Genomic DNA, 24807 nt, shown 5'->3' with positions numbered 1-24807 from the left:
CGGGTCCGCTCGACCCGGACTTCAGCGCTACTCGCCCAGCAGCCGGCGCAGCGACCGGCGGGCTCGCTGCGGCGCGGCGGGATCTCCCTGGAGCTGGAGGAAGTGGTTCAGCGCGAGCATGACCCCGACGAGGTCGTAGACGAGCTGCCCCACATCGGTGTCGGCGGGCAGCTCCCCGCCGTGGACGGCCAGCCGCGCCTGGATCCGCAGGTCCCGCTGCCAGACGGCGCTCATCCCGGCGATGGCATCACGGACCGGCCCGCCGCGGTCGTCGAACTCCGTGGCCGCCGCGGTGAAGAAGCAGCCACCCGGCAGCACGTGCCGTTCCAGATAGGCGACCCATGCCTCGCACATCGCCCGCAGCCGCGCCAGCCCGGCGGGAACGTCGTGCACGCGCTCCGGCACCTCGCGGGTGAACACGTCCGCCGCCTCGTCCACCACAGCCAGCTGGAGCGTCTCCTTGGTGCCGAAGTGGCCGATCACTCCCGCCTTGCTCATCCCGAGGTCGGCGGCAAGACGGCCGATGGTCAGGCCCTCCAGCCCCTCCATGGAGGCGATCTCCAAGCCGCGGTCCACGATGCGCCGCCGGGTGAGGCGGGTCTCGGCAACGGACTTCCTGGGGCTCATGGGTGCACATGCTACCCACCCGACCACCCTTTAGCTTCCGAACGATCGGTTGCTATATTCACGACAGTCGGGCGTCGCGTTCTTGCTCGCGTCCTGCTTCAGCCCCGCTTGAGCCCTGGAGAGAAGACCTGTGTCTGGTTCCCGCATCACCGCGCTCGGCCACTACCAGCCCTCCCGCGTCCTGACCAACCTCGACCTCGAGGAGCTCGTCGACACGAACGACGCGTGGATCCGGCAGCGGACGGGGATCGTGACGCGGCGCATCGCCGCAGAGGAGGAGACGGTCGCCGACATGGCCGCCGAGGCGGCGGCCAAGGCGCTGGCGGCCTCCGGCCTCGAGCCCTCCGACATCGGCCTGATCACCGTCGCCACCTGCAGCAACCGGGACCGCTGCCCGTCGACGGCGGCTCAGGTCGCCGCCCGGCTCGGCATCCCCTCGGCCGTGTGCTTCGACCTCAACAACGGCTGCGCGGGCTTCTGCACCGCGCTCGCCACCGCGGACCACACCCTCCGCGCCGGAGCGGCGAAGCACGCGCTGGTGATCGGCGCGGAGAAGATGTCGGACGTGGTGGAGTGGACCGACCGCAGCACCTGCATCCTGCTGGGCGACGGCGCGGGCGTGGCCGTGCTCAGCGCGACGGACGACCCGAAGGACGCGGGCGGCATCGGCCCGGTGGTCTGGGGCTCCGACCCGACGCGCGCCGACGCGGTGCGCCTGATGGGCGCATGGCAGCCGCGCTTCGCCCAGGAGGGCCAGTCGGTGTTCCGCTGGGCCACCAGCGAGCTCCCCAGGATCGCCCGCGAGGCCTGCGCACGCGCCGGCCTCACCCCGGCGGACCTCGGCGGCGTGGTCACCCACCAGGCGAACCTGCGCATCATCGAGTCCCTCACGCGGCAGCTCGGCCTGCGCGACGACGTCGTCATCGCCCGCGACGTCGTCGACTCCGGCAACACCTCGGCGGCGTCCGTGCCGCTGGCGCTCTCCAAGCTCGTCGAGTCCGGCGAACTCCCCTCGGGCTCGCCGGTCCTCCTCTTCGCCTTCGGCGGCGGCCTCTCCTGGGCCGGACAGGTCGTCACCTGCCCGTAGTCGCAACTGCGGCCGGGTGCGCCCAGGTCGGTGCGGGGCACCGTTGGACGCCGGTCGCCCCGCGTCGGCCCGGCCGCCGGGCGCCGCCGGGCGCGGAGCCCCGTTCCCGCCCTCGTCATCGGGATCCGCACGCGGTGATGCGATCACCTCGCCGGCCCTGCCAGGACCTCCGCGGCGTCCTCGGCCGCTACCGCAGGGGCCAGGACCCGTCCACGACCGCCTCCGGGTCCTTGCCCCTGCGCAGCCACGCCTGGAGGCCTGCCGCCCATTCCGCGTGCCACGCGGTCTGACGTTCGTGCAGCTCCTGCGGAGCGAGCTCGCCGACCTGCGCCGGGTACTTCTCCCCCAGGGCCAGCGCGACCCGGACCGCGGCCAGCGCGTCCGCGCCCGCCTCGTGGGCGTCCTTGAGGCGCACGCCGTACAGCGCGCTCGCGTTCTCCAGCGAGCGGGAGCCCTTGCGGTACTTGTCCACCGCCCGGTCGACCACCAGCGGGTCCACCACCGGGCCGACCGCCGCGCCGCCCAACTGCCGCTCCAGTGACGGCAGATCGTGCCGCCGCAGCTCCGCGGCGAGCAGGCTCAGGTCGAAGGGGGCGTTGTAGACCACCACGGGTATACCGATCCGCCAGTAGGCGACGAGCGCGGCCGCCACCTCCGCGACCACGTCCTGGGCCGGGCGGCCCTCGGCGACCGCCTGCCGCGTGGTGATGCCGTGCACGGCCGTCGCCTCCGCCGGGATGGCCACACCGGGATCGGCCAGCCACTCCCGGCGGCGGACCGGCTCGCCCTCCTTGACCTCCACCAGCGCGGCCGTGACGATGCGTGACTCGCCCGGCTCGGTACCGGTGGTCTCCAAGTCGAAACCGACCAGCATGTCGTGCAACCAGCTCATCTAGCGCGTCCTCTCGTCCCGTCGGCCACCATCATCCCGTGCGGCACTGACAGGCCGACGGGCAGGTTCCCGGTCAGGGCCGCTGCGGCCGCGCTCAGGAGACCGGGCGGGAGTCGCCCCAGACGCCCTCGAACTCCTCCTGGTAGACCTGGAAGAGGCCGGGCTCCGGCGCCCGGCCGGGGGAGAGCGGCGCGGCGGAGCCGCCGCGCAGGACCATGACCGGCGACTCCATGCCGCGCGAGCGGCGCAGGTAGGGCTGGACCACCGCAAGACCGTCCGGGCCGTCGCCGTCGACCAGGTAGGCCGAGACGCGCGGCAGCTCGTCGTAGACCCGGATCTCGAAGGCGCCGCCGTCGCGCAGCCGGGAGCGGACCCGGCGGACGTGCATGATGTTCGTCTCCACCTGCTTGCCCAGCTCGCCTCGCCCGAGGCCGAGTTCACGTTCTCTTCGGCGCAGGGCGCTGCTCGCGGGGTTGAGGAAGAGCAGCCGGACGCGGCAACCCGAGTCGGCCAGCTGGACCAGGCGGCGGCCGGTGAAGTTCTGGCAGAGCAGGTTGAGACCGATGCCGACGGCGTCCAGCCGCCGCGCCCCGGCGAGCAGGTCCTCGACGGGCAGGGAGCGCTGGAGCCTGACCCGGTCCGGGTGGACGCCGATGACGTCGGCGTAGCGGTCGCCGATCAGTTCCTCGACGGCGTCGACGGGCGCGCGCAGCGCGTGCTGGCCGACCGCCAGGGCGGCCTCGCGGCCGGCGCCGTCGAGCAGGAGCAGCAGCCGCGCGGAAGCGCGTTCGGCCTGGGCCAGGACGTTCTCGGTGAGCGTGCGGTTGCGCGAGACGACGTGCCGGGCGACCTCCAGCTCGTCCAGCGCCAGTTCTATCTCGCGCCGGTCGCCCAGGAACGGCTCGAAGCACGGCCAGTGCTGGACCATCAGCTCGCGCAGCTGCGGCAGCGTCAGGAAGACCACGAGGGCGTCGTCGTCCGGGTCGAGCAGGTAGCCCTTGCGGCGGCTGACCTCGCGCACGGCCCCGGCGCGCTGCACCCACTCCTCGCCGGCGGGGCCGGCGGCGGCGATGACCCAGTCGTCGCCGTGGGCGGGCTCGTAGACGGGGCGCAGCACCTCGGCGACGACGGAACGCAGGCGCTGCTCGACCAGGTTGAGCCAGACGTAGGCGCGGCCCGCGCGGCCGACGCGCAGCCGGGCCTCCTCCCAGGCGGCGGCGGGCCAGGCGAGCGAGGGTTCCAGCGGACCTGACTGCGTAGGAACGGTCCGGCCGGAGCCGGTGCGGACCACCACGGTGGGGGCGTCGCCCCGCGCCGCGCTCCCCGGGGCACCCCCGTCGGGGACCACCATTCCTTCAGTTCACCGTCCCTATCCCGCAACGCCCCGCTCGGCCACCCGACGGCCGCGCCCACACGCTACCGCGCCGAGCGGCCCGATGCGGGCCGTCCGGGACCTCCCGGACGATCAAGACTACTGCCAATTCCGAATCCAGCGCAGCAGTTCGAGCGCGGGCGACGGTCGCGTCCCCCGGTACAGGTAACGAACAGACACTCGTTCGGGCGAAGAACCGGCAAGTCTTTCATGGGAACCGGTGTGCTAGGTCACGATGCACTCGGACATGACGAACCGTCGGTCCGGGCATGACCCCTTGAGGGCCCACCGCGCGTTCGACCCAGCACCACCACCGAGCAGGATTGGTTGAGGACCATGCAAGTCTGGCCGGGCCAGCCGTACCCCCTCGGCGCCACCTACGACGGCGCCGGGACGAACTTCGCCGTCTTCTCCGAGACGGCGGAGCGGATCGAGCTGTGCCTGCTGGCCGAGGACGGCTCGGAGACCTCGATCGAGCTGCGCGAGACGGACGCCTTCGTCCGCCACGCCTACCTCCCCGGCGTCCAGCCGGGGCAGCGCTACGGCTTCCGTGTGCACGGACCCTACGACCCGAGCCGGGGCCTGCGCTGCAACAGCGCCAAGCTGCTGCTCGACCCGTACGCGAAGGCGATGAGCGGTCGGGTCGACTGGGACGAGTCCGTCTACGGCTACCACTTCGGCGCGCCGGAGCGCCGCAACGACCTCGACTCCGCCCCGCACACGATGGCCTCGGTCGTGGTGAACCCGTACTTCGACTGGGGCAACGACCGCCCGCCGCGCACCGACTACCACCGCACGGTCATCTACGAGGCGCATGTGCGCGGCCTCACCGAACTCCACCCGGGCATCCCGGAGGACATCCGCGGCACCTACGCCGGGATCGCGCACCCGGCCGTCATCGAGCACCTGGTCAAACTCGGCGTCACCGCCCTGGAACTGATGCCGGTGCACCAGTTCGTCGACGACCACCGGCTCACCGACCTGGGCCTGTCCAACTACTGGGGCTACAACACCATCGGCTTCTTCGCCCCGCACGGCGCGTACTCCTCGCTCGGGGACCGCGGCCAGCAGGTCCAGGAGTTCAAGTCGATGGTCAAGGCGCTGCACGCGGCCGGCATCGAGGTCATCCTCGACGTCGTCTACAACCACACCGCCGAGGGCAACCACCTGGGGCCCACGCTCGCCTTCCGCGGCCTGGACAACCCGTCGTACTATCGGCTGGCCGACGACCGCCGGTACTACGAGGACACCACCGGCACGGGCAACAGCCTGCTGATGCGCAGCCCGCACGTGCTGCAGCTGATCATGGATTCGCTGCGCTACTGGGTCACCGAGATGCACGTCGACGGCTTCCGCTTCGACCTGGCGGCCACGCTGGCCCGCCAGTTCCACGAGGTGGACCGGCTCTCCTCCTTCTTCGACCTGGTCCAGCAGGATCCTGTGGTCTCCCAGGCCAAGCTCATCGCCGAGCCGTGGGATCTGGGCGAGGGCGGCTACCAGGTGGGCAACTTCCCTCCGCTGTGGACGGAGTGGAACGGCCGCTACCGCGACACCGTGCGGGATCTGTGGCGCGGCGAGAATGCCACGCTGGCCGAGTTCGGCTCGCGGCTGACGGGCTCCTCCGACCTCTACCAGGACGACGGCCGCCGCCCCATCGCCAGCATCAACTTCGTCACCTGCCACGACGGCTTCACGCTGCGGGATCTGGTCTCCTACAACCAGAAGCACAACGCGGCCAACGGCGAGGAGAACCGGGACGGCGAGTCGTTCAACCGCTCCTGGAACTGCGGCGTCGAGGGCGACACGGACGACCCGACCGTGCTCGGCCTCCGCGCCCGCCAGCAGCGCAACTTCATCGCCACGCTGCTGCTGAGCCAGGGCGTGCCGATGCTGCTGCACGGCGACGAGTTCGGCCGCAGCCAGGGCGGCAACAACAACGCCTACTGCCAGGACAACGAGATCTCCTGGGTACGCTGGCCGCTGCTGGACGAGGAGAGCCCGGCCGGCCAACTGCTGGAGTTCACCCGGCACATGGTGTGGCTGCGCCGTGACCACCCGGTCTTCCGCCGCCGCCGCTTCTTCCACGGCCGCCCGGTCTTCGGCACGCACGACGAGCTCACCGACATCGCCTGGTTCACCAACGAGGGGCAGGAGATGACGGCGCGGGACTGGCGCGCGTCCTTCGCCAAGTCGCTCACCGTCTTCCTCAACGGCAACGCCATCTCCGAGCCGGACCGGCGTGGCGGCCGGATCACGGACGACTCCTTCCTGCTGCTGTTCAATGCGGACGCCCAGCCGCTGGAGTTCGCCGTCCCGGTCAACCACGGCCAGGAGTGGCAGGTGATCGTGGACACCTCGCTGCCGTGGACGATCTCGCCCGGCACAGGCGCCAAGGTGCGGGCCGGGGAGAAGCTGCGCCTGGTGGACCGCTCGATGATGGTGCTGCAGCGCCCCTCCGTCTGAGCTGCACCGTCCGATCTGCACCGTCCGGGCCGTGTCCGTGCCCACTGTCCGAGCCCGGCACACAAGCGGCGCGGGTTCGGCCGATTGTCCGGCCCGGGTCGTGCGCTCCGGCGGGGTGGGGTAGGCGTGTACGTATGACGAATGCAGAGCGACGGGCCCCCACGGCCAGTTACCGGCTGCAGCTCCAGCCCGGCTTCGGATTCGCGCAGGCCGCCGACGCCGTCCCGTACCTCGCCGGTCTGGGCGTGTCGCATCTGCACCTCTCGCCCGTGCTGCAGGCCGTGCCGGGCTCGCGGCACGGCTACGACGTGGTGGACCACGGCCGAATCAGCGCCGAGCTGGGTGGCGAGACCGGCCTGCGGGCCCTCGCCGAGCGCGCCCGGGCCCACGGGCTGGGCCTGATCGCGGACATCGTGCCCAACCACATGGCCGCCCCCACCCCGTTGCACCTGAACCGGGCCCTGTGGCAGGCGCTGCGCGAGGGCCCGGCCTCGCCGTCTGCGGCCTGGTTCGACATCGACTGGACCGCGCAGGGGGGACGGGTTCTGCTGCCCGTCCTCGGCGACCGGCTCGGCGCCGTCCTCGCCGACGGCGGCTTCAGCCTGGCCTCGAACGAGGGTCCGGACGGGGAGGAACGGGTGCTGCGGTACGGCCCGCACGTCTTCCCGCTGCGGCCGGGCACGGAGTCGCTGCCGCTGCCGGAGCTGCTGCGCAGGCAGTGGTACCGACCGGCCTGGTGGCGGCTCGCGGACACCGAGCTCAACTACCGGCGGTTCTTCACCGTCAACGACCTGATAGCCGTCCGCGTGGAGCTGCCCGAGGTCTTCGACGCCACGCACGCGCTGCTGCTGCGTCTGCACGCCGACGGCGTGCTGGACGGCTTCCGGGTGGACCACCCGGACGGCCTCGCCGACCCGCGCGGGTACCTGCGGCGGCTGCGCGAGGCCACCGGCGGCGCCCACGTGGTCGTGGAGAAGATCCTCACGGGCCCGGAGACCCTGCCCGCCGACTGGCCCTGCGCCGGCACGACGGGGTACGACGCACTGCGGCAGATCGACGGCGTGCTGACCGACGGCGCGGGCGTGGTCCGTGCGCTGCGCCCGCCGGCGGCGCAGGCCACGGCGGCCGCGTTGCGCGGGCGCACCGAGCTGACACGCCCCGAGGGCGAGCTCGACACCGAGGTCGCCCGGCTGGTGCGGGAGGTCGAGGCCGCCTGCGCCGGCGATCCCGCGCGCAGCGACCATCCGGCGTGGGCGGTCCGCGCGGCCGTGGCCGGCCTGCTGGCGGCCTTCCCCCGCTACCGCCCGTACCCCGTGCCGGGCGAACCGCTCCCGGACGCCGACGTGGCCGCCCTGCGCGCCGAGCCGGACGAGGCCCTCGTGCCCGCGCCCTTCGCGGCGACGGCCGCGCTGGTCAAGCAGCTGCTGCTGGGCCCCGGCTCCCCCACGTCGCTGCGCGCCCGCTTCGCCCAGACGGCCGCTGCCGTGGCCGCGAAAGGCGTCGAGGACACCGCCTTCTACCGGCACCACCCGCTGCTCTCGCTCAACGAGGTGGGCGGCGACCCGGCCCACCCGGGCGTCAGCCCCGAGGAGTTCCACAGCTACTGCGCCCGCATCGCCCGCGACTGGCCCGCCACGATGACGGCGCTCTCCACGCACGACACCAAGCGCAGCGCGGACGCCCGCGCCCGCCTCGCGGTCCTGGCCGAGCTGCCCGAGGAGTGGTCGGGCGAACGCGCGGCCTGGTCCGCGCTCGCTCCCGGCGGCGGCCTGCCGCAGGACCGGGACGCCGAGGACCTGGTCTGCCAGACCGCGCTCGCGGCCTGGCCGATCGACGGCGAGCGGCTGGGCGCCGTCGCCCTCAAGTCCGTCCGTGAGGCGAAGCTCCGCACCAGCTGGACCGATCCCGACCCGGACTACGAGGACGCGGTCCGCGCGCTCGCACTCTCCCTCCCCGCGGAACCGGCCCTGGCCGCCCGCATCAGCGCCTTCGCGGCCCGCCTCGCCCCCCACGCCCGCGTCAACACGCTCAGTGCGGCGCTGCTCCACCTGACCATGCCGGGAGCACCGGACCTCTACCAGGGCAGCGAGTTCCCGCTGTACACACTCGTCGACCCGGACAACCGCGGCATCGTCACCTTCCCGCCCCCGGAGGCACCGGCCGGCAGCCTCGCCGCCGAGAAGGCGGCACTCACCCGAGCGGCCCTGCGCCTGCGCGCCGGCCTGGATCCGAAGGCCGGTTACTCCGCCTGGGCGACACCCTCCCCCCACGCCCTCGCCTTCCTGCGCGACGAGTCGCTGCTGACCGTCGTCACCCGTCTGCCGTACGTCCTCGCCCGCGCGGGCGGCTGGCGCGACGCGACGCTCACCCTCCCGGAGGGTGTCTGGACCGAGGCCCTGACCGGCCGCCAGGGCCTCACCGGCGCCGTGCCGCTGGCCGAACTGCTCGACCGGCTGCCCGTCGCGCTGCTCTCCCGGCTGTGACGGCGACCTCCGGGCCGGGTAGGAAGGCGGGTATGCCGACACCCGTGCCGCCCGCGCCCCCCGTGCCGTCCGCACCGTCCGCGCAGTCAGCGCCGTCCGCACCGCCCCGTGCGCGCCGTCCGCACCGGTTCGCCGTCTGGGCGCCCGACCACGCGCGCGTGGAGGTGGAGGTCGACGGGACCGTGCACGCCATGCGGCCGGACCCCGCCCGGCCGGGCTGGTGGACGGCGGGCGTGGCGGCCGATCCGGCCGCGAGCCGTTACGGATTCCGCCTCGACAACGGCCCGACCCACCCCGACCCGCGCTCGGCACGCCAGCCCGACGGACCGGACGGACTGTCACAGCTGGTCGACCACGCGGCCTTCCGCTGGACCACCCCGGCCTGGCCGGGCCGGGGCCTGGCCGGGGCCGTCGTCTACGAGCTGCATGTCGGCACGTTCACCCCCGAGGGCACCTTCGACGGCGTCGTCGACCGTCTCCCGTACCTGGCCGACCTCGGCGTGACCCATATCGAGCTGATGCCGGTCTGCCCCTTCCCCGGCCGCCATGGCTGGGGCTACGACGGGGTGGCGCCGTGGGCCGTCCACGAGCCCTACGGCGGACCCGAGGCACTCAAGCGCCTGGTCGACGCCGCCCACGCGCACGGCCTCGGCGTGATCCTCGACGTGGTGCACAACCACCTCGGGCCCTCCGGCAACCACCTGCCCGCCTACGGGCCCTACTTCACCGACCGTCACCAGACCCCCTGGGGCTCGGCGGTGAACCTGGACGCGCCCGGCTCCGACGAGGTCCGCGGCTACTTCGTCGGCAGCGCCCTGGCCTGGCTGCGCGACTACCGGATCGACGGACTGCGGCTGGACGCTGTGCACGCGCTCGTCGACGACCGGGCGCTGACCTTCCTGGAGGAGCTGGCCGCCGCCGTCGACGAGCTGGCCGAGCGCACCGGGCGGCCGCTCTTCCTCGTGGGCGAGTCGGACCTCAACGACCCGCGGCTGATCACCGCCCGCGAGGCCGGGGGCATCGGGCTCTCCGCGCAGTGGAGCGACGACTTCCACCACGCCCTGCACGCGGCGCTGACCGGCGAGGACCAGGGCTACTACGCCGACTTCGCCGAACGCCCGCTCCAGGCCGTGGCCAAGACCCTCTCCCACGGTTACTTCCACGACGGCACCTGGTCCAGCTTCCGCGGCCGGACCCACGGCCGACGCCTCGACCCGGCGCGCATCCCCGCACACCGGCTGTTCGGCTACGCCCAGACCCACGACCAGATCGGCAACCGCGCCCGCGGCGACCGCCTCGCCTCCTCGCTGACGCTCGAACGCCTGGCGGCGGGTGCGGCGCTGGTGCTGCTGTCCCCGTTCACGCCGATGCTGTTCATGGGCGAGGAGTGGGGGGCGACGACGCCCTGGATGTACTTCACCGACCACCAGGACCCGGCGCTGGCGAGGGCCGTCCGTGAGGGCCGCCGTCGCGAGTTCGCCGAGCACGGCTGGAAGCCGGAGGAGGTCCCCGACCCGCAGGCGGACTCGACCTTCACCGGCTCCCGGCTCGACTGGTCCCAGCCCGAGCAGGCCGGCGGCGGCCACGCCGCGCTGCTCGACTGGTACCGCCGCCTGATCCGGCTGCGCCCGCTCGCCCACGGGCCCGCCGAGGTCCACTACAGCGAGACGGAGCGCTGGCTCGTGCTGCGTCGCGGCGAGCTGGTCGTCGGCGTCGACCTCTCCACCGGAACCGGGGCGCGGCACGAACTGCCGCTGTCCGGCGGGACGGTGCTCGCGCAGTTCCCGCCCGCGGTGACCGTGCTCCGCGCCCAGTCCCCGGGCGAGCTCAGGGGCGCGGGGGTCTCAACCTCCGCCCAGAGCCAGGGTTCTGCCTGAGCCAGGGCCCCCGCCCGACGCGCAGGGCTCTGCCGAGGACGCGGGCTCCGCCTAGGACGCCGTCTCGGGCCGGTAGCCGGTCAGCTTCTCCCACACCTCGCGGACCTGCGGCGCGAGCCGCTCCAGCGGCCCGTCGTTGTCGATCACCAGATCCGCGACGGCGAGCCGCGCCTCGCGGGTGGCCTGCGCGGCCATCCGCGCGCGGGCGTCCGCCTCGGCCATGCCGCGCAGCTCGACCAGCCGCCGCACCCGCGTCTCGTCAGCGGCGTCCACGACGACGACCACGTCGTAGAGCGGCGCAAGGCCGTTCTCGGCGAGCAGCGGCACGTCGTGGACGACGACGGCGTCGGGCCCCGCGGCGGCCTCCAGCTCGGCGGACCGGCGCCCGACCAGCGGGTGCACGATCGCGTTGAGCGCGGCGAGCCTCGCCGGATCGGCGAAGACGACCGCTCCCAGCTTCGGCCGGTCGAGGGAGCCGTCCGCCGCCAGCACGTCGTCGCCGAACTCGGCGACGACGGCGGCGAGGCCCTCGGTCCCGGGCGCGACGACCTCGCGCGCGATCAGATCCGCGTCCACGATCACCGCGCCCAGCTCCGCGAGCAGCGCGGACACCGCGCTCTTGCCCGCGCCGATGCCGCCCGTCAGTCCGACCTTCACCATGGGCAGCAACCTAGCAGTGCGCGGTCGGGCCCGTGCGGCTAGCTCGCCTTCATGAGCTGCGGCTGCGCCTGGGGCTGAAGCTGGGCCTGCGGCTGCGGCTCGGCCTCCTCCACACGCTGGACCGGCAGGGCCGTCACCACCGGCAGCGGAGGCAGGACCGCGTGCTCCTTGAAGCCGAAGCGGGCGTGCAGGCGGCGGAGGAGCGGCGGGGCCCACCAGTTCAGTCGGCCGAACATCGACATGGTCGCCGGGACCAGCAGCATCCGCACCAGCGTCGCGTCCACCAGGACGGCGACGGCCAGCGCCAGGCCGATCTCCTTGATGTCCAGCATCCGCCCGGTCGAGAAGCCCAGGAAGACGATCACCATCAGCGCGGCTGCCGAGGTGATGATCCGGCCGCTGCGCTGCACGCCCAGCTCGACCGAGCGCGCACAGGAGTAGCCCTCGTCGTGGAGTTCCTTGATCCGTGAGAGCAGGAAGACCTCGTAGTCCATCGACAGGCCGAAGGAGAAGACGAAGACCAGGACCGGGATCCACGCCTCGAGCCCGCCCGTGGGCGTGAAGCCGAGCAGGCCGCTGAACCAGCCGCCCTGGAAGACCAGGGTCATCATGCCGAGCGCCGCGCCCAGCGAGAGCAGGTTCATCACCAGCGCCTTGATCGGCACGACCACGGAGCCGGTCATCAGGAACAGCAGCACGAACGTCGCGGCGACGATCAGTCCGAGCGCCCAGGGTCCGCGCGAGCTGATCTCGTGGTGGAAGTCGACGACGCTCGCGGCGTCGCCGGTGACCCAGGTGGTCAGCCCCTCGCGGTCGGCGCGGAGCTCGCCCACCACGTGCTGGGCGGTCGCACCCTGGGCGCTGCCGTCGACGTGGACGCCGACTGCGGCCCAGGCGGACGAGCCACTGCCGCCGGCCTCGGTCACGGCCGCGGACTTCACGTCCGGCAGGGTGGCGACGTGCCTGGCGTAGCCGTCGGCCGTGGCCGCGTCGCTCTTGACCAGGACGGTGACGTCGGGGTCCTTCAGCGTCGGGTAGTCGGCGGCGACGGCGTCGGCGACGGTCCGCGCGCTGAAGCTGGTGGGCAGGGTCTGGGTGCCCAGGCTCTGCGCGTGGGCGCCGAAGAACGGCGCGGCCGCGGCGATGAGCAGGGCGACGGTGGCCAGCGCCACCGGCAGCGCGCGGCGGCGGACCTTGCGCACCACCCAGGCGAAGCGGCCCTTGTCCCGGACGCCCTGCTTCGGCGGCTTGATCTTCTTCCCGGCGAAGCCGAGCAGCGCCGGGACGAGCGTCAGCCCGGACAGCACGGTGATGACGACGACGCTGACACCCGCGGCGGCGACGGCGTGGAAGATCGGGCTGGTGAGCACGAAGAGTCCGGAGAGGGCGACGGCGACGGTCAGCGCGGAGAACGCGATGGTCCGGCCGGCCGTGGCGCTGGTGCGCTCCACGGCCTGTTCGATGGTCGCGCCCTTGCTCCGCTCCTCCCGGAAGCGGTTGACGACGAGCAGGGCGTAGTCGATGGAGAGGCCGAGGCCGAGCACGGTGGTGATCGGCAGGACGCTGGTGTCGATCGGCATGATCTGGGTGAAGCCCAGCAGTGCCAGCAGCGCGCCCGCGACCGAGCCGATCGCGCCGATCAGCGGGAGCCCGGCGGCGACGAAGCCGCCGAAGATCAGCACCATCACGGCCAGGGTGATCGGCAGGGCGACGATCTCACCGGTCTCGGTGTCGGACTTGGTCTGCTGCTGCACCTGCTGCGCGAGGACCTGGTTGCCGCCGAGCTTGACGTCCGTGCCGCTGTCGGCGCCGATCCGGGTGAGGCGTGCCTCCGCCTGGTCGGCCGCCTTGGCGTCGCTCAGCTGGACGCTCAGGATCTGCGAGGAGCCGTTCTGGGCGCGGACGTCGGTGACGGAGGCGACGCCCGGCATGACGCGCAGGTCCTGCTCCGCAGAGGCGACGGCCGCCTTCACGCCCGCGTCGTCCGGGGACTTACCGCTGACGAGCGCCTGGAGCGCGTCGCCGCTGGTGCCGTACTGGGACAGGAGGGTCGAGCCGGTTGCGGACTCGGAGCCGGCGGCCTTGGCGGAGGGGGCCGCCGCGCTGAAGACCTTGGTGCCGAAGACCAGACCGATCGCGATGAGCACAGCCCAGGCAAGCGCCACCCAGCGACGGTGGCGGAAGCTGAACCGGCCGAGCGCCGCGAAGGGACCGCGGAGCTTCGAGGAGGTCTGGTGCATGTGGACGGCCTGCTTCCGTTCAGGGCAACTCAGTCAAAGGTGACCGAGTTGTCCCATGATCGGTAGAGGCTACCGATATGGGCTGCACCATAGTCGTCAACGGCGCATAAGCCTGCAGTCAACGGAGCCCGGTTGAACGCACACCAAACGACAGAAACGAACGAACCCCCACCCGGTTGCCCAGGTGGGGGTTCGTCAGACGCTAGCGACTAGCGCGTGGGGCAGAGCCTCAGCTCTGGCCACCCGCCAGCTTCTCGCGGAGCGCGGCCAGGGCCTCGTCGGTCGCCAGGGCGCCCGAGGTCTCCTCGCTGCTGGAGGAGTACGAGCCACCGGAGACGGCACCGCCGGTCTCGGCAGCGGCACCCTCGCCCGCGGCAGCGGCCTCGGCGTCGGCCTCGCGGCTCTTGACGACCTGGGCCTGGTGCTGCTCGAAGCGGGCCTGCGCCTCGGCGTACTGGCGCTCCCACTCCTCACGCTGCTTCTCGTAGCCGGGCAGCCAGTCGTTCGCCTCGGGGTCGAAGCCCTCCGGGTAGATGTAGTTGCCCTGGTCGTCGTAGGACGCGGCCATGCCGTAGAGGGTCGGGTCGAACTCGACCGCCATCGGGTCGGCACCGAAGGACTCGTTGGCCTGCTTCAGCGAGAGGCTGATGCGACGACGCTCGAGGTCGATGTCGATGACCTTGACGAAGATCTCGTCGCCGACCTGGACGACCTGCTCCGGGATCTCGACGTGGCGCTCGGCCAGCTCGGAGATGTGGACCAGACCCTCGATGCCCTCGTCCACGCGGACGAACGCACCGAACGGAACCAGCTTGGTGACCTTACCCGGGACGACCTGACCGATCTGGTGCGTCCGGGCGAACTGCTGCCACGGGTCCTCCTGGGTCGCCTTCAGCGACAGGGAGACGCGCTCGCGGTCCATGTCCACGTCGAGAACCTCGACGGTGACCTCCTGGCCGACCTCGACAACCTCGGACGGGTGGTCGATGTGCTTCCAGGACAGCTCGGAGACGTGCACCAGGCCGTCGACGCCACCCAGGTCCACGAAGGCACCGAAGTTGACGATCGAGGAGACGACGCCGGAGCGCACCTGGCCCTTCTGCAGGGTGGTGAGGAAGGTCTGACGGACCTCGCTCTGGGTCTGCTCCAGCCAGGCACGGCGGGACAGGACCACGTTGTTGCGGTTCTTGTCCAGCTCGATGATCTTCGCCTCGAGCTCCTTGCCGACGTACGGCTGGAGGTCGCGGACGCGGCGCATCTCGACCAGGGAGGCCGGGAGGAAGCCACGGAGGCCGATGTCGAGGATGAGACCACCCTTGACGACCTCGATGACGGTACCGGTGACGATGCCGTCCTCGTCCTTGATCTTCTCGATCGTGCCCCAGGCGCGCTCGTACTGGGCGCGCTTCTTGGACAGGATCAGGCGACCCTCCTTGTCCTCCTTCTGGAGGACCAGGGCCTCGATGCTGTCGCCCACGGCGACGACCTCGTGCGGGTCGACATCGTGCTTGATCGACAGCTCGCGGGACGGGATGACGCCCTCGGTCTTGTAACCGATGTCGAGGAGCACCTCGTCACGGTCAACCTTCACGATGGTGCCTTCGACGATGTCACCATCGTTGAAGTACTTGATGGTCTCGTCGATCGCGGCGAGGAAGGCCTCGGCGTCGCCGATGTCGTTGACCGCAACCTGGGGAGTGGTGGGGGCCTCGGTGCTGCTCGTCATTAGGAAAGGGGCTCCGGTACGGACATGAAGTCGTAGGTACTACCACGCCGGGGACCCGTGATCGCTCCACCAAGGACGCCACGCCCACCAGCCGGATGCCGCACAGAAGACAAGCAAGCAGACAAAGAAAACGTGGAGTCTTCAACAGATGCGAGCGCGACCTGCTCCGTCCGAGGCGCGCAGGCCCGCAGCGCAACTTGTAGCATACGGGGACAGCCATGCACGGTCAATGCGGAAGCCGCACTGCGGAATGGGCCCGGACGGATGGATGTCTATCGTCCGAACGGGACTTTCCGCAAGACCCCGAGGTGACCTCGCTTGCTACGGCGCCAAGGCTACGCTATCGGCGACATGATCAATGACACGCCCCCCGAAAAGATCGAGCCCGGTGTCGACGACGACGCCGAGGCCGTGCGCCGCGAGGCCGGCGCAGCCGAGAGCAGCCGCGCCAACCGCGGCTGGTGGGACCGGAACGCCGACGAGTACCAGCTGGAACACGGCGCGTTCCTCGGCGACGCCCGGTTCGTCTGGTGCCCGGAGGGCTTGGACGAGGCCGACGCCGGCCTGCTCGGCGACCACGCCGCGCTGCGCGGCGCGCGCGTGCTGGAGATCGGGGCGGGCGCGGCGCAGTGCTCGCGCTGGCTCGCCGACCAGGGCGCCCTCCCGGTGGCGCTGGACCTGTCCTACCGGCAGCTCCAGCACGCCCGCCGTATCGACGAGCAGGCGGCCCGCCCGCCGCTGCCGCTGGTCCAGGCGGACGCCACCGTGCTGCCCTTCGCCGACGAGAGCTTCGACCTGGCCTGCTCCGCCTACGGGGCGGTGCCCTTCGTCGCGGACACGACGCGGCTGCTGCGCGAGGTGCACCGGGTGCTGCGGCCGGGCTCACGCTGGGTCTTCTCGGTCACCCACCCGATCCGCTGGGCGTTCCCGGACGAGCCGGGTGTGGAGGGCCTGACGGCCACGGCGTCCTACTTCGACCGCACGCCCTACGTCGAACAGGACGAGACCGGCGCCGCCGTCTACGTGGAGCACCACCGGACCCTCGGCGACCGGGTGCGCGAGCTGGCGCTGGCCGGCTTCCGCCTGGTGGACCTGGTCGAGCCGGAGTGGCCCGAGGAGCTCACCTCAGAGTGGGGCGGCTGGAGCCCCCTGCGCGGACGCCACATCCCCGGCACCGCCGTCTTCGTCTGCGTCCGGGACTGAGCCCGGCGCCGCTCCGCCGTAGGGTGTCCCCCCGGCGGTCCGGCGCCGCGCCCGGCCCTCGACCACGAAGGCCAGCGCGAGTGCCACCAGGCCGGACAGCGGTAGCCCGAGCGGGAGGTAGTCGCGCAGCATCAGCAGCAGCGCGCGCTCCTTCTTCACCAGGGCGACGGTCGCGGCCTGGTAGTCGGGGCGGATCTTCACGTCGCCCGAGAAGATCGTCACCGGCGCCATGCCGGAGCTCGGCGGCATCCGCAACTGCTCGTCGTGCACCTCCTCGCCGTTGATCGGCGCGCCGGTGACGGGGTCGACCCAGAACTTGCGGACGGTGGTGTACCAGCGCTGGTAGCCGAGCTTGTCGATCTGGTCGGGCGTGATCGCGACGCCCGCCGGCATGGCCTTGGGGAACGGCACCTGGGTCCACGGGATCGTCTGCTCGAAGTAGTAGACGATCAGCCCGTCGAGCGTGGTGGTCCCCTTGTAGTGAATCGGCGCCGCGGTACGGGTCTGCGGGTCGAAGTACTGGTAGTCGTGCGGCTGGGTGTCGAAGGGAAACTTGTACTCGATGCCGACCCGGCTGACCGTCTGGCCGTCGACGTTCTCCCCGCAGCAGTGCACCGGGTCCTGGGTGTGCGCGTCGAAGGGGTAGATCTCCGGGATGGCGGAGAGCCGCTTGCCGTCGTTGCCGAGGATGTAGGAGAGCGCGTCCCACACGACGACGTCCCGTCCGGTGCGCTTCTTCTCGGCCTGGGCCGCGGCGGCGTCTCCCTTGAGGGTCTCCACGATGGTGACGTGCTGGTGCGGAACCGCGGTCATCGAGCTGTAGTCGATGAGCGTGGCGTCCTTCGCCTCCAGCACGACGGCCTGGTACTGGTTGTCGGGCACGGCGACGACGTTGGGGTAGACCCACACGCGCAGCATGACGCCGAGCACCGCGAGGAAGGCCGCGAGGGCCACCAGGACGAGAGCGAGCCGCTGCCGCATCCGCGCCCCTCCCTACGGATGCGCCGGAGCGCTGGTGAGCAGCGGCTTGGCCGTCGTCGGCCCGTTCTGGTCGGCGAGCGGCACGGCGACCAGGGCCACCACCACCGCCACCGCGGCTCCCACGGCCGCTGCGATCAGCGCACGCACGTCCCCGCCCCTTCCGCTCGATGCCGGGCAGAAGCGCACCGTAGCGTCGCCCGCCATAAATGAGAACAGGTTCTACCCTTCTGCGCCCGCCAGGTGCCGCTCGGCGGACGGGCCGTGACCCGGCGGCCGCCCCTCGACCGTGACGTCAACACGGCCTTCCAGAACTACGCCCTGTTCTCACATCTGTCGGTACGTCAGAACATCGAGTACGGCCTGAGGGTGAAGCGGGTCGCCAGGGCGGAGCGCGCCGAGCGGGCCGAACGGGCCCTGGCCACCGTCCCCTTGGAGGGACAGGGGGAGAGGCGGGCCGCTGGTGGACGTGGTCGCCTCCGCACTCATCGTGCCGTCCGCACTGCCGGTGTGGCCGGCCCACCGGATGAGCACGGAGGCGTCCGGTGGGCCGGCCGCGTAGCAGCCGACTAGTGGCCGGCGTCCTCCCAGTTGCGGCCCGCGCCGACGGAGACGTCGAGCGGGGCGCGCAGCGGGTAGGCGCCGGCCATCTCGCGGCGGACCAGCTCCTCGACCGCGGCGCGCTCGCCCGGGGCGATCTCCAGCACGATCTCGTCGTGGACCTGGAGCAGCATGCGCGAGCCGAGCTGCGCCTCGCGCAGGGCCGCGTCGACCTTGAGCATGGCGATCTTGACGATGTCCGCCGCCGAGCCCTGGATCGGCGCGTTGAGCGCCATCCGCTCCGCCATCTCACGGCGCTGGCGGTTGTCGCTGGTGAGATCGGGCAGGTAGCGGCGGCGCCCGAGCAGGGTCTCGGTGTAACCGGTGCCCCGGGCCTCCTCCACGACGCGCTGGAGGTAGTCGCGCACGCCGCCGAAGCGCTCGAAGTAGGTGTCCATCAGACGGCGGGCTTCGGCCGTCTCGATGCCGAGCTGCTGGGAGAGGCCGAAGGCGGAGAGACCGTAGGCCAGACCGTAGGACATCGCCTTGACCTTGCGGCGCATCTCCGCGTCGACCGCGTCCGGCGTGACGTCGAAGACGTAGGAGCCGACCGTGGTGTGCAGGTCCTCGCCGGAGGTGAAGGCCGCGATCAGGCCCGCGTCCTCGGACAGGTGAGCCATGACGCGCAGCTCGATCTGGCTGTAGTCGGCCGTCAGCAGCGTCTCGTAGCCCTCGCCGACCACGAAGGCGCGGCGGATCATCCGGCCCTCCTCGGTGCGGACCGGGATGTTCTGCAGGTTCGGGTCCGTGGAGGAGAGGCGGCCGGTCGCGGCGACCATCTGGTTGAAGGTGGTGTGGATCCGGCCGTCGGCCGCGATGGTCTTGATCAGACCCTCGACCGTGCTGCGCAGCCGGGTCTGGTCGCGGTGGCGCAGCAGCAGGACGGGCAGCTCGTGCTCGGTCTGGCCGGCCAGCCAGGTGAGCGCGTCGGCGTCCGTCGTGTAGCCCGTCTTGATCTTCTTGGTCTTCGGCAGGCCCAGCTCGTTGAAGAGGATCTCCTGGAGCTGCTTGGGCGAGCCGAGGTTGAACTCGTGGCCGACCGCGTGGTGAGCCTCCTTGACCGCCTGCTGGACGGCCGCGCCGAACTGGATCTCCAGCTGGGTCAGCCACTCGCGGTCGGCGGCGATGCCGGTGCGCTCCATCCGGGCCAGCAGCTCGGCGATGGGCAGCTCCAGCTCGCGCATGAGGGCGAGCGCGCTGTCCTTGCCGAGGCGCTCCTCCAGCGCCACGGCCAGGTCCAGGACGGTGCGGGCCTCGACCATGAGCAGCTCGGCGGCGGCCGCGGCCGCGTCGTCCTCGGAGGCCTCGTCACCGAAGGCGAGCTGGCCGGAGTCGGCGGCCTCGGCGGAGCCGAGGGTGCGGCCCAGGTACTCCTCAGCGAGCACGTCGAGGCCGAAGGTACGGCGGCCCGGCTTCTCCAGATAGGCGGCGAGGGCGCTGTCGGCCTCGACGCCGGCGATCTCCCAGCCGTGCTCGGCGAAGGCCCGCTGGACCTGCTTGGCGATGTGCAGCGCCTTGGGCCGGGACGCGTCGGCGAGCCAGGCCGCAAAGGCCCGCTCGTCCGCCTCGGCCAGGGCGGTCGGGTCGAACCAGGCCGCGGGCCCGGTCTCGACGGCCAGGGCTACAGCCTTGACGTGGCCCTCCCCGAGCGCCCACCGGTAGTCGGCGGCGAGGCCGACCCGGGCCTCGGCGGCGTGCTCGGCGAGCCACGCGGCGAGCGCGCCGGGCTCGGTCAGCACCACGCCGTGGATGTCGACGCCGGGCCCGGCGTGCATGTCGACCCCGCCCTCGGCGTCGCCCGAGCCCGAGCCCGGGTCGACGGCGAAGAGGCGGTCGCGCAGCTGCTGGTTGCGGAACTCCAGCGTGTCCAGCAGCAGCGTGGTGGCCGGGACGTCGTAGGCCTGCCGGGCCAGGTCGTCGAGGCCGAGCGGCAGCTCGACGGTGCGGATCAGCTCGGTGAGCTCGCGGTTGAGCTTGACGTCCTCCAGACCGGCACGGAGCTTCTCACCGATCTTGCCCTTGACCTCCTCGGCGTGGGCGACCAGCTCGGCGAAGCTGCCGTACTGGTTGATCCACTTGGCGGCGGTCTTCTCGCCGACGCCCGGGATGCCCGGGAGGTTGTCCGACGGGTCTCCGCGCAGCGCGGCGAGGTCCGGGTACTGGGCGGGGGTGACGCCGTACTTCTCGAACACCTTGTCGGGGGTGTACCGGGTGAACTCGGAGACGCCCTTGGTCGGGTAGAGCACCGTGACGTGCTCGGTGACCAACTGGAGCGCGTCCCGGTCGCCGGTGAGGATCAGCACCTCGTAGCCCTCGGCCGCGGCGGCGGTGGCCAGGGTGGCGATGATGTCGTCGGCCTCGTACTCGGGCGAGCGCAGGTGCGGCACGCGCAGGGCGTCCAGCAGCTCGGAGACCAGCTCGACCTGGCCGCGGAAGCCCTCGGGCGAGGCGGAGCGGGTGGCCTTGTACTCCGGGTAGATGCCCGCCCGGAAGGTCTTGCGCGAGACGTCGAACGCCACGGCGAAGTGCGTCGGCTGCTCGTCGCGCAGGATGTTGGCCAGCATCGAGGTGAAGCCGTAGACCGCGTTGGTCGGCTGCCCCGTGACCGTGCTGAAGTTCTCCTCGGGGAGGGCGTAGAAGGCGCGGTAGGCCATGGAGTGGCCGTCCATGAGCAGCAGGCGCCCCTTGGCCCCGCTGGTCGTCCCCTTGCTGCCTGCCATGCCTCGCCACCGCCGCTCTGCCGGCTGCCGCCGACTGTCCGTTTCGTTACCGCTGGAATCCTATGACCCGGCACCGACACTTCTCTGCAGAGTCGCGGCCCGCCGGGTGAGCGCCCGCGGAGCGACCTGGGTCACATCGGCCCCGGACCCTTCGGCGTCGTACGATCGCACGGATCTCGCACCACGGTGATCCCGAACGACAACGGCGTCAGGAGCAACATGGCCGACCAGTCCAGCACCGAGCAGCCCGGCAACGAGGAGCGCGGCATCCAGCTGAACGTCCCGCAGGACGTGCTGGACCACTTCGCGAAGCTGGGGGTGACGCCCGAGACCTTCTCCGGTGGCCACCTCGGCGAGAAGCTCGGCATCCGGATCGTGGAGGCCTCCCCGGAGCGCGTGGTCGGCACCATGCCCGTCGACGGCAACCAGCAGCCCTACGGTCTGCTCCACGGCGGCGCGTCCGCGGCGCTCGCGGAGACGCTCGGCTCCATCGGCTCGATGCTGCACGCGGGTCCCGGCCGCTACGCGGTCGGCGTCGACCTCAACGCCACGCACCACCGCAGCGCGACCTCCGGCCTGGTGACGGGTGTGGCCACGGCCGTCTTCCGCGGCCGCACGGCGGCGACGTACGAGATCGCCATCACCGACGACCAGGGCCGCCGCATCACCAGCTGCCGGCTCACCTGCATGCTGCGTGACCTGTAGGCGCCACACAGCGCAGCCACACAGCGCAAGGGGGAGCCGCACCGCGAAAGGTGCGGCTCCCCCTTCGCGTGCTCCCTCACCGTGTTTGGCTCCCCCGCGCCGCGGGCAGCAAGCGCGCATGGCGGGGTCCGGTCCCGAGCCGGTCGAGATCCTCGAATCCCGCGGCGCGGAGCGCAGGTTCAGCAACTGGTGGCGTCGGCAGAGCGCGCGGCGCAGGCTGACGCTGACGCTCGGCCCCGCCGCGCTTCTCCTGCTGGGCTTGCTGACAGCGGAATTGACACGCCATCAACCTCCGCCTCCCGCACCGACGGCATGGCCCGCCGAACACGCCGCCGTCAGCTACGTCGGATTTGCCGGGATGTCCGCCGACGATCCGGCGGGCCGCACCGCCGTCTTCCTCGTCTCCGTGCGCAACCAGGACGCGGCCGCCCTGACGGTTGTTCAAGTCACGGTCGCCTACCGGGGCTTGACACTGCGTACCGCACCCCGCCTGCCGCTCGCCGTGCAACCCGGACAAACAGTGCGCATCCAGCTCATCGCCACCGCGACGGACTGCTCCCGGATCCCGATGGCGGACGAACTACCCTTCGTCGACGTTACGTTCCGTAACATCCGCGCAATCGGGCAGGAAAGCGAAATACTCGGTGACAGATACACCTTGGACCTGCACCGTGCGATGACCGCCGCCTGCCATCGAGGGTGAAGTCTCAAATCTTCCTCAGCTGATAACAGCTCCATCACATAGCCATCCAATAGCTCCCAGGCGAGCGCAATGGAGGCCTAAAGTCACGGCCAGTCACCGCGCCATGGGTAGACAGGTCGGGGCCTGCGCGCGGATCGACCCCCTCATGCCAGAGGAAGGAATCTCCGTGCGAAACCGTTCCCTGCTTGTGCTGACCGCCATCGCGGCCACCGGCACGCTCACCCTCACCGCCTGTGGCTCCCGTGCGTCGAACAGCGGCAGTGGCGGCTCCAGCTCCGGCTCCACCACCGTCACCATCGGCGTCGACGCGCCGCTCACCGGTTCGCTCTCGGCCCTCGGCATCGGAATCCAGAACTCCGTCGACCTCGCCATCAAGACCGCGAACAAGAACAACGAGGTCCCCGGGGTCACCTTCAAGATCGAGGCCCTGGACGACAAGGCCGCGCCGCAGCAGGGCAGCCTGAACGCCACCCAGCTCGTCGGCGACAGCTCCGTCATCGGCGTCGTCGGCCCGCTGAACTCCGGCGTCGCGCTGACCATGCAGAAGACCTTCAACAACGCCAACCTGGTCGAGGTCTCCCCGGCCAACACCAACCCGGCGCTGACCCAGGGCCCGAACTGGCAGACCGGCACCAAGGCCCGTCCCTTCGCGTCCTACTTCCGCACCGCCACCACGGACGCGATCCAGGGCCCCTTCGCCGCGCAGTTCGCCTTCAGCACCCTGGGCAAGAAGAAGGTCTTCCTGGTCGACAACAAGGACGCCTACGGCGTCGGCCTGGTCGGCACCTTCAAGGACGAGTTCACCAAGCTCGGCGGCACGGTGGCCGGCCAGGACCACGTCACCAGCGGCGCGAGCGACTTCTCCTCCACGGTCAACGCGATCAAGTCCTCCGGTGCCGACTTCGTCTACTTCGGCGGCGAGTACCCGGACGCGGCCCCGCTGACCAAGCAGCTCAAGGCGGGCGGCGCCAACATCCCGGTGATCGGCGGCGACGGCAACTACGACCCGACCTACATCAAGCTGGCCGGCACCGCCGCCAACGGCGACTTCGCCACCTCCGTGGGCGCGCCGGTGGAGTCCCTGCCCTCCGCCCAGACCTTCGTGACCAACTACAAGGCCGGCGGCTACTCCCAGGCCTACGGCGCCTACGGCGGCTACTCCTACGACAGCGCCTGGGCGATCATCGAGGCGGTCAAGGCCGTCGTCAGCGCCAACAACGGCAAGCTGCCCAGCAACCCGCGCCAGGCGGTGGAGAAGGCGATGAGCAACGTCAACTTCTCCGGTGTGACCGGCACGGTCTCCTTCGACCAGTACGGCGACGCCACCAACAAGCAGCTGACCGTCTACGGCGTCAAGAACGGCGTCTGGACCACCATCAAGACCGGCACCTTCTCCGGCTGACGCCGCCTGCACCGGCGCGCATCCGCCGAGGCACCTTCTGAGACACCAACCGCGCGGGGGCACCACACCTTGCCCCCGCGCGGTTCCACGTCCGGTCCGCGGACAGGGTCCGACACCGGCTCGAACACGGAGGACCGCGGTGCACGAACTGCCGCAAAACCTGGTCAACGGCCTGCTTCTGGGCGCGACCTACGGACTGATCGCCGTCGGCTACACGATCGTCTACGGCATCGTCCAGCTCATCAACTTCGCCCACGGCGAGATCTTCATGACCGGTGCCTTCGGCGCCCTGTCGGTCTACCTCGGACTCGGATCCGGGACCTCGATGTGGATCGCCATCCCCCTGATGCTGCTCGGGGCCATCGTCACCTCGACGGTGATCGCCGTGCTCACCGAACGGCTCGCCTACCGGCCGCTGCGTAACGCGCCACGCCTCGCACCGCTGATCACCGCGATCGGTGTGTCGATCACCCTGCAGCAGCTCGTCTGGGGCTTCTACCCCAGCGCCAAGTCGCCCCGCGTCTTCCCCAGCCTGCCGGGCGGCCCGTTCCACGTCGGCGGCGTGCTGATCCAGTCGGCGGACATCTTCGTGGTGGTCGCCGCCGTGCTCTCCACCCTGTTCCTCGCCTACTTCGTGCGCACCACGCGCACCGGCCGGGCCATGCAGGCCACCGCGCAGGACCCGGACACCGCCAAGCTCATGGGCATCAACACCGACCGGGTCATCGTCATCGCCTTCGCGCTCGGCGCCGGCTTCGCCGGGATCGCCGGCGTGGCCTGGGGTCTTCGCTACGGCGAGATCAAGTTCGACATGGGCTTCCTCACCGGCCTCTACGCCTTCACCGCGGCCGTGCTCGGCGGCATCGGCAACATCTACGGCGCCATGCTCGGCGGTCTGGTCCTCGGCCTGGTCCAGAACCTCACCGCGATCTACATCGCCGACATCCCCGGCATGAGCCAGTTCAGCAGCCAGTCCTGGTCCAGCGTCTGGGCCTTCGTCATCCTCATCCTGGTGCTCATGGTCAGGCCGCAGGGCCTGCTCGGCGAGCGCGTCGCGGACAGGGCGTAA

At 71.5% G+C, this 24807-nt stretch carries 18 protein-coding genes; 9 read left to right on the top strand and 9 right to left on the bottom strand.

Translation table 11 applies throughout. The annotated features are described in order from the left end of the window. Positions 1-27 precede the first annotated feature (27 nt). A complete protein-coding gene (locus tag TR49_RS21090) occupies positions 28-627 on the bottom strand; it encodes a TetR/AcrR family transcriptional regulator (protein WP_042383749.1) in 600 nt (199 codons plus the stop codon). Between the two features lie 130 nt (positions 628-757). On the opposite strand from TR49_RS21090, the gene TR49_RS21085 reads away from it, so the two are divergent. Next, positions 758-1714 carry a beta-ketoacyl-ACP synthase III gene (locus TR49_RS21085; protein WP_042383747.1) on the top strand — a complete coding sequence of 319 codons (957 nt, stop codon included), beginning with the start codon at positions 758-760 and terminating at the stop codon, positions 1712-1714. Between the two features lie 187 nt (positions 1715-1901). Here the strand turns inward: TR49_RS21085 and TR49_RS21080 are convergent, their stop codons facing one another. After that, complete coding sequence (locus TR49_RS21080; RefSeq protein ID WP_042383746.1) at positions 1902-2606, bottom strand: exonuclease domain-containing protein; 705 nt, start codon at positions 2604-2606, stop codon at positions 1902-1904. Between the two features lie 94 nt (positions 2607-2700). Beyond that, positions 2701-3957: a DUF5919 domain-containing protein gene (locus TR49_RS21075; protein WP_160311624.1), complete on the bottom strand. Its 1257-nt coding sequence runs from the start codon at positions 3955-3957 to the stop codon at positions 2701-2703. A gap of 357 nt (positions 3958-4314) precedes the next feature. Between TR49_RS21075 and glgX the strand changes: the two genes are divergently transcribed. The 3 genes from glgX to treZ all read left to right on the top strand — a co-directional run bounded on the left by glgX (position 4315) and on the right by treZ (position 10801). Then, positions 4315-6441: a glycogen debranching protein GlgX gene (gene glgX / locus TR49_RS21070; RefSeq protein WP_042383745.1), complete on the top strand. Its 2127-nt coding sequence runs from the start codon at positions 4315-4317 to the stop codon at positions 6439-6441. 134 nt (positions 6442-6575) lie between these two features. Then, complete coding sequence (gene treY, locus TR49_RS21065; protein ID WP_042383744.1) at positions 6576-8924, top strand: malto-oligosyltrehalose synthase; 2349 nt, start codon at positions 6576-6578, stop codon at positions 8922-8924. Between the two features lie 32 nt (positions 8925-8956). Further along, complete coding sequence (treZ, locus tag TR49_RS21060; RefSeq protein WP_084725148.1) at positions 8957-10801, top strand: malto-oligosyltrehalose trehalohydrolase; 1845 nt, start codon at positions 8957-8959, stop codon at positions 10799-10801. A gap of 51 nt (positions 10802-10852) precedes the next feature. Here treZ and coaE read toward each other — a convergent pair whose 3' ends face one another. The 3 genes from coaE to rpsA all read right to left on the bottom strand — a co-directional run bounded on the left by coaE (position 10853) and on the right by rpsA (position 15427). Beyond that, positions 10853-11461 (bottom strand): dephospho-CoA kinase, encoded by a 609-nt coding sequence (gene coaE / locus TR49_RS21055; RefSeq protein WP_042383743.1) that lies wholly within the window; start codon positions 11459-11461, stop codon positions 10853-10855. A 38-nt stretch (positions 11462-11499) separates the two neighbouring features. After that, positions 11500-13701, bottom strand: a complete 2202-nt coding sequence (locus TR49_RS21050; protein WP_052434480.1) for an MMPL family transporter — start codon at positions 13699-13701, stop codon at positions 11500-11502. Positions 13702-13930: 229 nt separating this feature from the next. Continuing rightward, entirely contained in the window at positions 13931-15427 is a 1497-nt protein-coding gene (gene rpsA, locus TR49_RS21045) for a 30S ribosomal protein S1 (protein WP_042367001.1), read from the bottom strand. Between the two features lie 351 nt (positions 15428-15778). Between rpsA and TR49_RS21040 the strand changes: the two genes are divergently transcribed. Next, positions 15779-16630 (top strand): class I SAM-dependent methyltransferase, encoded by an 852-nt coding sequence (locus tag TR49_RS21040; RefSeq protein ID WP_042383742.1) that lies wholly within the window; start codon positions 15779-15781, stop codon positions 16628-16630. Here the strand turns inward: TR49_RS21040 and pgfA are convergent. The 3 genes from pgfA to polA all read right to left on the bottom strand — a co-directional run bounded on the left by pgfA (position 16553) and on the right by polA (position 20928). Further along, positions 16553-17611: a cell envelope lipid trafficking protein PgfA gene (pgfA, locus tag TR49_RS21035; RefSeq protein ID WP_063770142.1), complete on the bottom strand. Its 1059-nt coding sequence runs from the start codon at positions 17609-17611 to the stop codon at positions 16553-16555. The genes TR49_RS21040 and pgfA overlap by 78 nt on opposite strands. A 12-nt stretch (positions 17612-17623) precedes the next feature. After that, positions 17624-17758: an SPW_0924 family protein gene (locus TR49_RS42970; RefSeq protein ID WP_152627380.1), complete on the bottom strand. Its 135-nt coding sequence runs from the start codon at positions 17756-17758 to the stop codon at positions 17624-17626. Positions 17759-18177: 419 nt separating this feature from the next. Then, positions 18178-20928: a DNA polymerase I gene (polA, locus tag TR49_RS21025; protein ID WP_042383740.1), complete on the bottom strand. Its 2751-nt coding sequence runs from the start codon at positions 20926-20928 to the stop codon at positions 18178-18180. A gap of 219 nt (positions 20929-21147) precedes the next feature. On the opposite strand from polA, the gene TR49_RS21020 reads away from it, so the two are divergent. The 4 genes from TR49_RS21020 to TR49_RS21005 all read left to right on the top strand — a co-directional run bounded on the left by TR49_RS21020 (position 21148) and on the right by TR49_RS21005 (position 24807). After that, positions 21148-21633 (top strand): PaaI family thioesterase, encoded by a 486-nt coding sequence (locus tag TR49_RS21020; RefSeq protein WP_236653467.1) that lies wholly within the window; start codon positions 21148-21150, stop codon positions 21631-21633. 118 nt (positions 21634-21751) lie between these two features. After that, positions 21752-22336: a hypothetical protein gene (locus TR49_RS21015; RefSeq protein ID WP_052434479.1), complete on the top strand. Its 585-nt coding sequence runs from the start codon at positions 21752-21754 to the stop codon at positions 22334-22336. Between the two features lie 166 nt (positions 22337-22502). Beyond that, positions 22503-23738 carry a branched-chain amino acid ABC transporter substrate-binding protein gene (locus TR49_RS21010; protein ID WP_042383739.1) on the top strand — a complete coding sequence of 412 codons (1236 nt, stop codon included), beginning with the start codon at positions 22503-22505 and terminating at the stop codon, positions 23736-23738. Between the two features lie 139 nt (positions 23739-23877). Then, complete coding sequence (locus TR49_RS21005) at positions 23878-24807, top strand: branched-chain amino acid ABC transporter permease (protein ID WP_042383738.1); 930 nt, start codon at positions 23878-23880, stop codon at positions 24805-24807.

This window comes from Streptacidiphilus melanogenes (genome assembly GCF_000787835.1).
GTDB lineage: Bacteria > Actinomycetota > Actinomycetes > Streptomycetales > Streptomycetaceae > Streptacidiphilus > Streptacidiphilus melanogenes.
The sequence above is the reverse complement of the archived record's forward strand: the minus strand, read 5'-3'. Positions and strand labels throughout refer to the sequence as shown.

What these genes read in the sequence shown, in the direction of transcription:
- coaE (WP_042383743.1), bottom strand. Translation starts at nt 11,461, where the DNA reads ATGGTGAAGGTCGGACTGACGGGCGGCATCGGCGCGGGCAAGAGCGCG.
- TR49_RS21020 (WP_236653467.1), top strand. Translation starts at nt 21,148, where the DNA reads ATGGCCGACCAGTCCAGCACCGAGCAGCCCGGCAACGAGGAGCGCGGC.
- TR49_RS21015 (WP_052434479.1), top strand. Translation starts at nt 21,752, where the DNA reads ATGGCGGGGTCCGGTCCCGAGCCGGTCGAGATCCTCGAATCCCGCGGC.
- rpsA (WP_042367001.1), bottom strand. Translation starts at nt 15,427, where the DNA reads ATGACGAGCAGCACCGAGGCCCCCACCACTCCCCAGGTTGCGGTCAAC.
- TR49_RS21040 (WP_042383742.1), top strand. Translation starts at nt 15,779, where the DNA reads ATGATCAATGACACGCCCCCCGAAAAGATCGAGCCCGGTGTCGACGAC.
- TR49_RS21080 (WP_042383746.1), bottom strand. Translation starts at nt 2,606, where the DNA reads ATGAGCTGGTTGCACGACATGCTGGTCGGTTTCGACTTGGAGACCACC.
- treZ (WP_084725148.1), top strand. Translation starts at nt 8,957, where the DNA reads ATGCCGACACCCGTGCCGCCCGCGCCCCCCGTGCCGTCCGCACCGTCC.
- glgX (WP_042383745.1), top strand. Translation starts at nt 4,315, where the DNA reads ATGCAAGTCTGGCCGGGCCAGCCGTACCCCCTCGGCGCCACCTACGAC.
- polA (WP_042383740.1), bottom strand. Translation starts at nt 20,928, where the DNA reads ATGGCAGGCAGCAAGGGGACGACCAGCGGGGCCAAGGGGCGCCTGCTG.
- TR49_RS21075 (WP_160311624.1), bottom strand. Translation starts at nt 3,957, where the DNA reads ATGGTGGTCCCCGACGGGGGTGCCCCGGGGAGCGCGGCGCGGGGCGAC.
- TR49_RS21050 (WP_052434480.1), bottom strand. Translation starts at nt 13,701, where the DNA reads ATGCACCAGACCTCCTCGAAGCTCCGCGGTCCCTTCGCGGCGCTCGGC.
- treY (WP_042383744.1), top strand. Translation starts at nt 6,576, where the DNA reads ATGACGAATGCAGAGCGACGGGCCCCCACGGCCAGTTACCGGCTGCAG.
- TR49_RS21090 (WP_042383749.1), bottom strand. Translation starts at nt 627, where the DNA reads ATGAGCCCCAGGAAGTCCGTTGCCGAGACCCGCCTCACCCGGCGGCGC.
- pgfA (WP_063770142.1), bottom strand. Translation starts at nt 17,611, where the DNA reads ATGCGGCAGCGGCTCGCTCTCGTCCTGGTGGCCCTCGCGGCCTTCCTC.